The sequence below is a fragment of the Metabacillus schmidteae genome (assembly GCF_903166545.1).
GTDB lineage: Bacteria > Bacillota > Bacilli > Bacillales > Bacillaceae > Metabacillus > Metabacillus schmidteae.
This window is the reverse complement of the sequence record NZ_CAESCH010000002.1, coordinates 66,601-79,717: the sequence shown is the minus strand read 5'-3', so window position 1 is coordinate 79,717 and position 13,117 is coordinate 66,601. Positions and strand designations below refer to the sequence as shown.

Genomic DNA, 13,117 nt, shown 5'->3' with positions numbered 1-13,117 from the left:
AAAATATCGATCATCCGGCCTGGGTAATGCAGTCGATTCCTCGCTCGGTATCATCGTGATATGAACTTTTTATATAAATAAAAAAGGCCCAGATTTCTCAGTTATGCATCTACTGATTTATCCGGACCTTAAGGTAGATTTGATTTGCAACTCATGGTGAGGCACTATCTCCTTTTCGTCTCGCTTTAGGTTTTCCACTTACCTGTTTGAATTTATCTGTCGCAAGTTCAACTTCCCAAACCTGCTTACATCTTCCACATTTCGTTTGCACGGGACCACATGCTTGATCCCCCTTATCAAACAACCTGTAACCACAGGCAGGACATTTTACTCGCGTAATGTTAGCTTCTTTTATCATTTGTTTTCCTCCCAACTATGCTGAAGCCATTTTAATGAAAAGTATTCCTTAATTATATTTTACACAGGAACGTATGTTCTGTACAGTGAGAATAATAAACATTTGTCAAATAGTAACAAATTCGCAGATACTGAGTAGATGATTACACTGCTTCTCCATGAGCCTGATTATTTAAAAATGATACATTAATCACCTTTTTGCACTTTGGACATTTTATTTGCACTTCAGCTTCCTTTGCTGAAAGCATATCCATTAATCTTTTTGTGCACACTGGACATTTTACTACTTTGGTCATTGATTCCATCCCCTTTAAACATCATGTAATGAATTAAATTTTGTATTGTTAAAACTTCATTTTATGTATTGTTTGCAGTCAACAAACGTGACAAAAAAATATGCGAGCAAAATAAACAATGCACCAAATGATTATTCCAACAACCAATTTTGAAATTATTATAGCACGGCAGTATAATTAACACAACAAATATATTGATTTGTTTTTAGTGTACCATTGACTACAATCAACACTTAAAATATAATAAGACTATAAGATAGGATGAGGTGGATTATAATGAATAATGAGGAACAATTCAATAAAGAGGAGTTTGCCGTGCTACTTGATCGGGCGAAAGGTGATAGATCCATAAATAATTTCGCTAATGAAACAGGTGTAAGTGCCGCTCACATTTCTAGGTTTCTTAGACAAATGATTGCTTCACCTCCTACTCCGGAAACGATATCAAAATTTTCGGCAAAAGCACACAACGAAGTGACTTATCAAGATTTGATGGTTGCAGCAGGGCATATTGCAAAAAAAGAGAATTATAATAATAGAAAAGATACTTTTGTGGATAGAGAGTCGCCTAGGAATTTAAGAATGGAGCGTGAAGAACTAGCAAGGAAATTCAAACAAGTTATCTTAGCTGATTTATATGAAAGCTCTTTTAAATGGAGTGTAGAAAAAACAGAGGAAAGATTAAGATTTCCTGACATGAAACTTAATATAGATAATGAAGGTTATCAAAGATGGTATTTGACATTTATGCCTGTAAATCCCGAACGTGGTCATTTTCCAATTATGAGCATAATTCACCTGTATGGGCGGATTGCGACTTTTGAATTAGAAGAAACAGATAAATTTACCATCGTAGTCAATGATAAAAAAGCATACGAGATGTTTTTAAAAAGAGCACCTATATCACTTCGTGCTAATATATATATTATGTTGATAGATTTAGATTGGGGTAAAATTTCAAAAGAAGAAATGTTGAGTAAATATAAAGTAGAATAGCGATGAAAAACTTCAGAGAGATAATAAAAATCAAACACAAATAAGCCCGCCAAGCCAATAGGCTCAGCGGGTAAGTTTTATCCTCTTAAATATTTATTTGATTAAATAACCGTTTGGATGACCTTTATGCCAATTCCATGCATCACTAATAATTTTTTCTAATGAGTCAAATTTTGGTTTCCACCCTAAAATCTTTTTTGCTTTTTCCGATGAAGCAATTAGAACAGCTGGATCGCCTGCTCTTCTCTCCTTCACTTCTGCAGGAATCGAATGGTTAGTCACCTTTCTTGCTACTTTAACTACTTCTTTAACTGAGTATCCACTACCATTACCAAGATTAAAAATTTCACTTGGGCTATCTTTTCTTAAGTATTCTAAAGCTAAATAGTGAGCAGAAGCCAAGTCCATTACATGAATATAATCCCTAATACATGTACCATCCTTTGTAGGATAATCATCTCCGAACATATAAATCCTATCCCTCTGACCAAGTGGTACTTGTAAAATCAAAGGAATAAGATGTGTTTCTGGATCATGATCTTCTCCAATATTTCCGCTTTCATGTGCTCCTGCAGCGTTAAAATATCTTAAAGATACATATTTAATTCCGTAACCTTGATCAAACCACTTCATCATCTTTTCCATTGCTAATTTTGTCTCACCATAAGTGTTCGTAGGATTGGTTTCATTTTCTTCAAGGATTGGTATGTTCTTAGGTTCACCATAAGTAGCTGCAGTTGAAGAAAATACAATCTTTGTAACATTATTTTCTTTCATAACATCTAAAAGACACATCATTCCATAAACATTGTTATGGTAATATTCAAATGGCTTTTCCATACTTTCTCCAACTAAGGAATTAGCAGCAAAGTGAATTACGGCTTCGATATTATGAGTCTTAAAGACATTATCTAAAGCCTTTTTATCTCTGAGGTCAATTTGATAGTAATGGCCTACTTCAATTGCTTTTCTATGACCACTTTGTAAATTATCAACAACAACAACCTCTTCATTATGTTCTAAAAAATATCTTACTGTGTGGGAGCCAATATATCCTGCTCCTCCGGTTACTAATATAGACATTACCTAATTTGCCTCCTAAACTTCTAAAACATCAGCAATTCTCTTACTTGCGAATCCATCACCATATGGATTGCTTGCTTGACTCATATTTTCATACTCTGTTTTATCTTCTAGAAGTAATTTAAAGGTCTTATATATGTTCTCTTCATCTGTACCAACCAGCTTTAATGTTCCAGCAGCTATACCCTCTGGGCGTTCAGTTGTATCACGCATAACTAACACTGGCTTCCCTAAACTTGGAGCCTCCTCTTGAATGCCACCACTATCAGTTAATATTAAATATGATCTTGATAGGAAATTATGAAAATCCAAAACTTCTAATGGTTCAATGATTCTTACCCTATCGTTATTTCCTAGTATTTCATTAGCAGCTTCCCTCACTACCGGATTCATATGAATTGGATAAATTGCCTTAATATCCGGATGTTCATCAACAATCCTTTTAATGGCTTTAAACATATTTCTCATTGGTACACCAAGATTTTCTCTTCGATGAGCCGTTATCATAATAAGTCTGCTATCTGATGCCCACTCTAACTGCTCATGGGCATAATCATCTCTAACAGTTGTTTTAAGTGCATCTATTGCCGTATTACCAGTTACATGTATAGTAGCAGAATCTTTACCCTCTTTAAGTAGATTTTCTTTAGACATATCTGTTGGAGCAAAGTTATACTTGGCAACAATTCCTACAGCTTGCCGATTGAATTCCTCTGGATATGGAGAATAAATATTATATGTTCTAAGTCCGGCTTCCACATGACCAACTGGAATTTGCAAATAAAAACATGCTAAAGACGTTACAAATGTCGTTGAGGTATCACCATGAACTAAGACTACATCTGGCCTTACTTGTTCCAAAATAGCTTTCATTTTTTCTAGAATATTTATTGTCACATCGAATAATGTCTGTTTTGTCTTCATAATAGATAAATCAAAATCTGGAATAACATTAAACGCGTCCAATACTTGATCTAGCATTTCTCTATGCTGACCTGTAACACAAACAACCGTATCCAATTTATCACGTGTTTTTAATTCCTTCACTAAGGGACACATTTTAATAGCTTCTGGCCGTGTACCGAAGACTACCATTATTTTTTTCATATTTTATCTACCAACCTATCTGTTAATGTATTTCTTTATAGAATATTAGGAGGTTTTTCTAAATTACAGTGGCTCCTAATAAAATTTTAACTTTTAATGTATGCCAGAACTAAGTTTGAAGTCAATTAACACTACACATCTTTTAGAGTTAGTTTCCTCTAATTTATATATTAAGAGTATTTCTTGAAAACTTTAATAGTAACAAATAGTATAATATATATACTATTGAAAAACTTATACTAATAAATAATAAGTATTGTTCTATTGTGAAATTTGCAAATAAGGTGATTACAAATCCTATTACAGAAATCAGCATAAATAAAATTTGAATTAACAGTTCGAACTTTTGTTTATTTGATATAATCATTCCTATTGTTAAAGGAGAAACTATAAATCTTATCCCAAACATCGGGGCTAAAATTTTTACATATTGTCCCGAAACTTCCCAACCTTCTCCAAATAACCATCTGAATACAGGTGGAGCCAAAATAATCATACATATTACCATTGGTATTGCAATTAATAATAAAAAGAAGCTAGTTTTTAAAAATGTACTTTTATATTGGTTTGTTGCATCATATTCTCTTGATGCTTTTTCTAAAAAAACTTTTGATACATTATTACTAATAACGCCAAGCGGTAAGCCTAAAATTTTAAATGAAATAGCATAATAACCTAATGTCGTTAATCCAAATAAGTATCCTACAAATAGGTTAATAGACGAGTATGAAAAGTTATTAGCAAAAATAGCAGGTACTGAGTATAGGGGTTGTTTAATATACAATTTTGCTACTTTGAGCATATTAGTCTTACTCACACTCAAGATCTTAGTGATATACTTTTTTAAAGACTTTGATTGCCTGTTTAGACCGAGTATTTGGCCAATAATTTGAGAGATTAATAGCCCTATACTGCCCGTATTTAATAATCCTAATGATGTCATTGAAAATTCTTTACCAAATGTTCTAACTACCTGAACTGAAGTCATTAATTTATACTCTTTGTTTCTGTTATTAAATGATATTAATATATTATTAATTCCTGTTGTAAATAATAGTACAAATATAAATCCAACGACCAAAAAGTATGGTACATCAGAATTATCCACATTGTAATAATAAATAAAAAAACCCAAGCTAATAACTATACTTGATATAACGCTTATAAAAAACGATAGCTTTATTAAAGAAAATACATCGTCTTCTTTTTTAGAAGTTACGATAGAAATATCATATCTCCCGCACAGCACACCTCCAAACATAGTTACTGATGTCAATATAAGAGTATATAAACCAATTTCATCTGTACTATATAGCCTAGTCATAATTGGTGCGGCAACAAATGATATTAATTGGGCTAACACAGATCCAGTTGTTAACGTTATAATTGACTTAAAAAATGTATTATTTAAGATTTTTTTCATTTTTCCAGTCCTAACTTACTTTCAGGAATTTCAACCTGATTTTTTTTTATTTACACGTGAAAATAATATCAGAATTATAATTAAAATTACCGCATCTACCCTTCTCCTCATAAAAGCTTCAATATCTGCATACATTGGATAAAAGATTAGTATTTCAAACAGCCTTACCTTAACTAAAGTGAGGAATATATTATCATTAGTCCTATTAAAATATCTATCAAACCAACCAATTACTTTCCCAAATAGAATTGAAATTATAATCACACCGGGTATTGCAAACTGATAGTACCCAAAAGCTATTATGTCAGTTGGTATCCCTGTAGTTAAATAATTATTAGAGTTATTTATATACGATGGGGTGATTATTTCTCCCCCCAGCAAATCCATAATGATATTTGGTATAAGGTTATATAACCAACTTATAAAGTCGATAAAATATCTAAACTCTCCATCCGTATAAGTGAAGCTATGAACCTTTAGAGTATTTATATATGGGAAGCTAAACTGAGCAGCTATTCTCGGTATACTATCAATGACCCCTTTCCCCTGAATATATTCCCCAGTAGAAAGGTATTCAAAAAACTGTTCTAACTGTTCTAGCATTACGATTCCTATTAGTGCAATAGGTACTAAAATTTTTAATTTAAAGGAATTCTTTTTATCTAGATAATAAAATACTAATATAAGCAGGAAAAGAGCTAGCGGCAATCTACCTCCAAATATCAACACATAGTATATTGAATTAAACAAACTTAAAAGCATAAAAAGGAAATTTAGAGAATATATTTTCTTTTCCTTCAGCACAAACGATAGAAATATTAAAAACGGTGGAACTCCTATTGGTAATAACATAAATCCAATACTAGAAATACTAACTTCCCCGCCACCAGATCTTATAGCTTGAATATAGCTCAACGAGTTAAAAACTCCACCTAAACCAGAAGCAACTAGAAATACACTGGCACAAGAAATTATCAATAAAAATATTCCAATATATCTTAAATTTCCATGAGAGATATTAAAAGTATGACGTGACTTTAAATAAGGTTTTGAATGAAAATACCCAATTACAAAAGATATATACCCAATTAATATTAAAAAGCTAGCATATAAATAGGGCTCGTTAAAATAGTCCACTGTATAAACAATGTAGGCATCAGTTTTGCCCACAAAAAATTTATTATAGTATAATACCAAAGGAATTATTCCATAAACAAAAATAAACACTAAATTTACCGCTGTAAAGAATCTAATTTTTTTTTGTTTATTACGTTTTGTATCATATAATACTAATTGAATACCTATTATAATAATTAAAATATGAATGGCTATATGAGTCATTTTTGTACACCAACTTCTAAAAAAATCTTAATGGAAATTTAGATTAAAAAAACTAGTTAAATATTTTGATTCTAAGATAAAGGGATATTAGTACAATTTAATTGTAAAATATCGATCTATTTATTGATTTGATTTTCTATAATCTCCAAGGTTTTTCAAAGAAATTTTTATTTTTTAATGAATATATTCTTTGCATAATACATATAATAAAATCTTGTAAATATAAAATATAATTTTATATTTATTTTGGTTAGCGTAACTGCAATTTTTTCTCTTCTATTCAATAAATTTAAATCGAAGTCTTTTATAGGTATTTTAGACTCCTTTAATACTTTCTTTGTAAAGTCAAATCTTTTCATTCTTACACCGTAATTTAATAAATAAACCACCATTTTTTGGTATTTACGTTTATACTGTTTTTCAAACCTATTAAATAAGTTATTTTCAACCAAATAATCTCTTAATAAATTCAATATATAAAGCAAGTCGATAAAACTATTAGTGAATGAATTTGTAATGGATCCTTCCCTATGTCTTTGTGTAATCAAAAATTCATTTAAAAAACCTACCTTACTTGCCCTTAAAAACCAAACAGAAACGGTGTATAAGTCTTCATTTGTTTTTCCTACAGGAAATAAAACATTACTGTTCTTAATTAGAGTAGATTTGAATATTTTTCCCCAGCAAGTATGTGAGATATTCCCATTTAACATCAACTCAAAAGCTTCTTCACCAACAATGTCTTTGGAATAGTTATAAGCCATCTCCTTCAGTTTATTTGAATAATGGATATAGTAGTCACAAACTATAATTTCTGAATTAGTTTTCGAAATCTCTGTATACATCTTTTCAACGAAATGCTTATCTAACCAATCATCAGAATCAACAAATACTAAAAATTCACCCGAGCTTATTTCAATACCTTTATTTCTAGTGAAACTTTGTCCTTGATTTTTATGTGAGAAAACCTTTATTCTACCATCTTGTTTTTCATATTTTTTCATTATATTTAATGAATTATCAGTAGATCCGTCATCTAATAATATTATTTCAATATTTTTATAAGTCTGATTCACTATACTAGTAATAGTTTTATCTATAAATCGCTCACTATTATAAATAGGTACAATTATACTTACTAATTCCATTTTTTTGTAACCTGCCCTTTATAATCTTCTTAAAATACTCATAACCTGTCCTATTTCTTGTTCAGCATTCAATTCCTTACAGGAGTATTTACTCATTTCTTGTTTTATTTCATTCTTATTTTCATAGCATTTTTTTATAAAATCTTCCAGTTTAACTAACTTTTTTTCATCTAAGAATGTATCTCCCAAATAAAACGTAAAATTTTTATTGTTCAATGTTTTTGTGTAATCCCCAATATTATCAGTCATTATAATTGGTAACTGTGCACTTACATAATCAATTACCTTAAATGGAGAAGAGCATTCATTTACTGTATTTGAATCCCTTAGAATAACTCCAGCAGTACATTTTGAAATTCTCTTGATTAGTTCATCATAGTCTTCATAGCTTTCAAAGTTAATATTACCTACCTCATTGAAGACGTCTTTGGCTGCTTCAATATTACTCTTGTTTGTACATATTAAAAATGATATATCTTTATTTATTTGGTTAAGTTTTTTAAATAACTCTTTAATATCATCAATTCTTTGCCATTTTGATAAACCACCAACATATACAATTTCCATCTTATCTGAATTGCTTGTTTTCAAATTATAACTGTCTTTAGTTAAATAATTATGAATTACACTAACTTTTTGCTCTTTAATCTTGTATTTTTTTAAATAATGATTTTTATGATTATTCGAAACAACTATTATATGTTTTGACAAAGTAATAACAAATAATTCTATTAAACTTAATATGATATATCTAAACCATGATTTATTTCGATAAAAGCTTTCTTCAGGAGCTACTCCTCTTGATCGATATATAATCTTAACATTTCTTCTGAAAAAGTATTTTAAAAAAACCTCAAAAAATTCCATAGTCCCAACAAAGATATAATTCACTTCTGAATAGTTCACCTTAATTTGATCTAATTTAGATACGATACGAATCCCATCCTGAGACTTGCTAAAAAAATCAATAAATGGTTTATTTTGTCTTAAATTAAGCTTATCTTTATAAAATATATATAACATATTCTCCTCCATAGAATGGCTTTTAAAAAAGGGGATCTCATCTTACTTAGACTAAGTTAAGATTATAATTCAGTTTTGATTATTTCCCTTTTTTATCATGGCAACAATGTCTTGAATATAATTCTCTACTAAATAATCTTTACTAGAGGCTTTAACATTAGACCTTAGTTCTAATAACCGATCTTTATTCCAGTATATGTTCTCAATAGCTTCCACCAAATCATAAGGTGTATTATCCTTCAAAACTATTCCAGTTTTCCCATCTTCTACTATTTCCGAGTTGAAATTTATATCACTAACGATTGCGGGTAAGCCTGCAATTTTTGCCTCGATTAAGACACCTGGAACACCTTCATTTTTCCACTTTGTAGGAAATAAAAGTACATCGTAACTATTTAGTTTTTCATAAACTTCATTTCTATCTGTGGACTTTAAAACTCCATAATAATTATTATTTTTAGAAGATGCGATTTCCTTATGGAAATTTTCCTCATACATTTGGTCAATATGCCCATAAAAGTCTATACTAAAGTCGATACCTTTTTTTTCCAAAATCTTCGCTGCATCAAGAATATTATCTACACCTTTATCTTCTGAAATTAACGAAAAAAACAAGCACTTTAAAGTACTCTTATTTTGAGGGAAATTTAATTTTACATTGGGTTCCTCTCTACAATTTGGATAAACAGAAACATTGAATATGTTTAGCGAATTTAACTTTTCTTTCATCCCTGAAGTTTCAACATAAATATGTTTATACTCTTGTATACATTTTTGTAAAAAACTTTTTTCGGACACTATCTGGGAAAAAGTCCCACCCATTATCATTACAATAGATCTATTCATCAACTTCCTATTAAGTATATAAAGCAAATAAGTTAAAAAATTCAAAGAATCCTTACTAATTCCAATTACCAAACCGATATTATTACTAAATACTATTTTGAATAAATTAATAAACTTTAAAAAGAAGTTTATATTTTTATCCTTTAAATTAAAATGATCAATATTAATATATTTAGATAACATTTTATATAAAAGTTGATTTTTAATTGTTACCCCTCCATATGGAGGGGGGAATGCTCCTAGATAAATATATTTCATAGTGACACTTCCTATATAAATTTAATTGATAGGGATTTTTCAATTTTACTAGTTTAAAAATAGTCAATATTTATTTTTAGGGCCATCATGATACTTTTAGGTTAATTCACTATAATTTATATGAACCTTCAAATGAACAAATATTTTTAGTATCAAGAACAAGTTTGTTCTTAATGAGATCCATATTGTTTTTAATGTGATCATGTCCCACCATAACTACAAGAATTTCTATTTCATTTAAAAAGTCTTCAAAATTCATAAATTGGTGGTCTACAATTCTTTCTTTTACGAACGGATCATATACCTTTACTCCAAATGCCAAGTGCTCATCCATTCTTTCTAATAATTGAAGCGTTGGACTTTCTCTTGTATCATCTACATTTTCTTTATAAGCTAAACCGTATAGACCAACTTTTGATATATCTTTAATGTCATGCTCTCTCATGATATCTCTTATTCGTCCTAATACATGTCTTGGCATAGAATCATTAATTTTTCGAGCTGTCAAAATGAGGTTAGTTAGATCTGGGTAATCTCCAACTAAGAACCATGGATCCACAGAGATGCAATGACCTCCAACTCCGGGTCCTGGTTGCATAATATTAACTCGTGGGTGCATATTTGCTATTCTAATAATCTCATAAACATCCATATTGTCTGTATGACAAATCTTAGCTAACTCATTTGCAAAGGCAATATTGATATCACGATAAGTATTTTCAACTACCTTTGACATTTCCGCTGATCTTATATCAGTTACAACAATTTCAGCTTTACAGAAATTTGCATAAAGTCCCTTAACCTTCTCGCCTATCTCTTCATTATCAGCACCAATTGTTCTTGAGTTATGTTCAAGCTCGTAAATCATATTTCCAGGAATAATTCTTTCAGGAGCATGTAACAAATGAACATCTTCACCGATAACATAACCTCTTTTTTCAATTTCAGGGCGTACATATTTATCGATTGTTCCCGGTGATACTGTTGACTCAATAATTAGTACCGCCCCTCTTTCACAAACATCAAGAACACTATTGACAGCAGAAATAACATACTTCGGATCAAGTTTCTTACTATCTTTAAGGAATGGTGTTGGAACTGCAACAATATAAGTATGAGTCTTCTGATATTCGGTTGTAAATTTAATCCCATTTCCATTAGCTGCTTGGAAAAGTTCTTCCAGTCCTTCCTCTTCAAATGTAAGCTCACCTTGACATAAAGAATTAACTAATTTTTCATTGAAATCAGTTCCAACTACCTTAATTCCAGATTTTGCAAACATAAGTGCTGTGGGTAATCCTATATATCCTAATCCAATTACATTAATCATTTTTTTAACTTCCCTTCGGGCTTATTTAGTTTGTATCTTTTAACTCTATCAAGAGCTCCATACTGCAATTTTTTTCAATCATATTAGTCCTAACAACTACACAGTTTATTTCTTCTTTTTTTAAATAGTATAGACTTCTATAAGCCTTTTTAACTTCTATATCCCCTACCGTTCTTACACTGCATATAGGCTTATTATTTTTATAAAGCTCAAAACCATCTTTTACTTTTATTACATCACAAGGAGTGTGAAAATAAAATTCGCAGACTTCTCCATCTCCTACAACAGAATCGGTTATCGAGTAACCAAGGTCATTCTTTTTAATTCTTCTTGTATGTGAATAATCATTTTTAGAATTCATTGTCCCTATAAAACTATCATCATTATGCTCTACTTTTCCACGCATGGTCCAATCATAGATTAGAAAAGGTCCATGTTTTTTCATTTGCTCCTTGCCTTGTATTACTGCAGTGTTATGAGCTGATGTTAGAGCCATCTTTTTACCTATATCAGTTGCATAAGAGTATGTGCCACTATCACAAAATACATTGATTCCTCTATGCCATAAGTCAATATGCAGTTGATCCATCTGTGCAGGACGGGTGTCATAATCTTGTAATACAGTCATTAAAAACCCGTACTCATTTCTTAAGGAGTAAAAACCTGATTTATGAAAAGATGAAGAGACCCTTGGAGTTTTTTTCATTGGAATATCATTAACATTTTTATCACTAAACCATAATATTTCTTCATCGTAATCCCCATGTTCAAACACCCTATTTCCATCTATAAAAGCAAACAAAGTATTTACTACAGGTCTAAAATCTCTATATCCACAAGATGTAACCGGAAAAATAAGTGCTCCATCGTTTGAACCATAGTTTGGAACGTCACCAGTTTCATCTTGCATTTGATAAAGTAAATTTGCACTACCTTTTATTAGTTCCTTACTCTGATTTGATAAGTGTTGCATTGTTTGTTCACTTAATTTAATATTTAGCTCCATTAGTTGAAGTGCAAATCTCTGGTAGTTAAAGGAATATTGTCTATATCCTCCGTCAGGGAGAAATTGTTTGTGGATTTCCTTATCTAGTAAGGTATAGGCCTTTTTCATATTTTTGTTATCGCCACAAGCCCATGCTCCAATAATAAGACCTGTTATTTCAGATAAAGTATGATTATTTTTAATACATTTATGAGCATAGAAAAAATTTGATAAGACTTTTTTATAACTGCCTTCAACAATCATTTTCACATTTTCTTCATCTTTACTAGTTATCAGCCTAAAATGCTTAAACACCGAATACGTAATTAATGTATTAATCATCCTTAATGTTGCTTCTTGGCCGCACTTGTAATGTGACCCAAATGGATATGGATTTTCTCGAATCCAATCATTCATTTGATTCGAAAAAGCTTCGTAATACCTTCTATCTTTGGTTATCATATAAGCCCTAGAAAAGTAGAAAAAGTGTGTAAATCGAGATGCTTCCCAAACAGCTTTAATATCGCCTCTCTCAGGGTCAAAGTCCGGAATTTGATACCACTTTAACGATTTTTCAACAATTTTTTTTGTAATTGGGCTATAATGCCAGTTAATGGGATTGCCATAATCTAGTTCTATCGATGAGAAACCTAATATTTTTCCTTCTATTGCTTTATTTGCTATCGAAACTATTTCGACTTGTTTTTCATTTGATAATCTTTTTAGAAATTCTTCAATAGGTTCAACTATTATATCCAATATCTCTATTCTCTTTACTTGAACATCTTTTTCAAATAGATTTTCACTGCTTGGTATTGCTCTCATCATTTTCAACTTAGCTGAATAAAGTGTTCTATTAAAAACCCAAGGCAATCCATATTCAGTTATTAATGAACCAATCATTACAATACCTCATTTTCCCAC

At 30.5% G+C, this 13,117-nt stretch carries 12 protein-coding genes; 1 reads left to right on the top strand and 11 read right to left on the bottom strand.

Annotated features, from left to right (window positions below):
- Positions 1-151: 151 nt before the first annotated feature.
- On the bottom strand, positions 152-358 hold the full coding sequence (locus HWV59_RS21345; RefSeq protein ID WP_144925166.1) for a hypothetical protein: 207 nt from the start codon (positions 356-358) through the stop codon (positions 152-154).
- Between the two features lie 142 nt (positions 359-500).
- The gene (locus HWV59_RS21340) at positions 501-653 is read right to left on the bottom strand and encodes a hypothetical protein (RefSeq protein WP_175640129.1); all 153 of its coding nucleotides are present in this window, start codon (positions 651-653) and stop codon (positions 501-503) included.
- Positions 654-929: 276 nt separating this feature from the next.
- Here HWV59_RS21340 and HWV59_RS21335 point away from each other — a divergent pair, with 276 nt between their 5' ends.
- The gene (locus HWV59_RS21335) at positions 930-1,649 is read left to right on the top strand and encodes a hypothetical protein (protein WP_175640181.1); all 720 of its coding nucleotides are present in this window, start codon (positions 930-932) and stop codon (positions 1,647-1,649) included.
- 93 nt (positions 1,650-1,742) lie between these two features.
- Here HWV59_RS21335 and galE read toward each other — a convergent pair whose 3' ends face one another.
- The 9 genes from galE to HWV59_RS21290 form a co-directional block, all read right to left on the bottom strand.
- Entirely contained in the window at positions 1,743-2,732 is a 990-nt protein-coding gene (gene galE / locus HWV59_RS21330) for a UDP-glucose 4-epimerase GalE (protein WP_175640180.1), read from the bottom strand.
- A gap of 15 nt (positions 2,733-2,747) precedes the next feature.
- Positions 2,748-3,839 (bottom strand): non-hydrolyzing UDP-N-acetylglucosamine 2-epimerase, encoded by a 1,092-nt coding sequence (gene wecB, locus HWV59_RS21325; protein ID WP_175640179.1) that lies wholly within the window; start codon positions 3,837-3,839, stop codon positions 2,748-2,750.
- 163 nt (positions 3,840-4,002) lie between these two features.
- On the bottom strand, positions 4,003-5,262 hold the full coding sequence (locus tag HWV59_RS21320; protein WP_175640178.1) for a lipopolysaccharide biosynthesis protein: 1,260 nt from the start codon (positions 5,260-5,262) through the stop codon (positions 4,003-4,005).
- A 30-nt stretch (positions 5,263-5,292) separates the two neighbouring features.
- A complete protein-coding gene (locus tag HWV59_RS21315) occupies positions 5,293-6,603 on the bottom strand; it encodes an O-antigen polymerase (protein WP_175640177.1) in 1,311 nt (436 codons plus the stop codon).
- A 167-nt stretch (positions 6,604-6,770) separates the two neighbouring features.
- Positions 6,771-7,751: a glycosyltransferase family 2 protein gene (locus HWV59_RS21310; RefSeq protein WP_175640176.1), complete on the bottom strand. Its 981-nt coding sequence runs from the start codon at positions 7,749-7,751 to the stop codon at positions 6,771-6,773.
- 18 nt (positions 7,752-7,769) lie between these two features.
- Positions 7,770-8,774, bottom strand: a complete 1,005-nt coding sequence (locus tag HWV59_RS21305; protein ID WP_175640175.1) for a glycosyltransferase — start codon at positions 8,772-8,774, stop codon at positions 7,770-7,772.
- Between the two features lie 69 nt (positions 8,775-8,843).
- Positions 8,844-9,878, bottom strand: a complete 1,035-nt coding sequence (locus HWV59_RS21300; protein ID WP_175640174.1) for a glycosyltransferase — start codon at positions 9,876-9,878, stop codon at positions 8,844-8,846.
- Positions 9,879-9,987: 109 nt separating this feature from the next.
- Complete coding sequence (locus tag HWV59_RS21295; protein ID WP_175640173.1) at positions 9,988-11,208, bottom strand: nucleotide sugar dehydrogenase; 1,221 nt, start codon at positions 11,206-11,208, stop codon at positions 9,988-9,990.
- A 25-nt stretch (positions 11,209-11,233) separates the two neighbouring features.
- Positions 11,234-13,096 carry a heparinase II/III domain-containing protein gene (locus HWV59_RS21290; protein WP_175640172.1) on the bottom strand — a complete coding sequence of 621 codons (1,863 nt, stop codon included), beginning with the start codon at positions 13,094-13,096 and terminating at the stop codon, positions 11,234-11,236.
- Between the last annotated feature and the right edge of the window lie 21 nt (positions 13,097-13,117).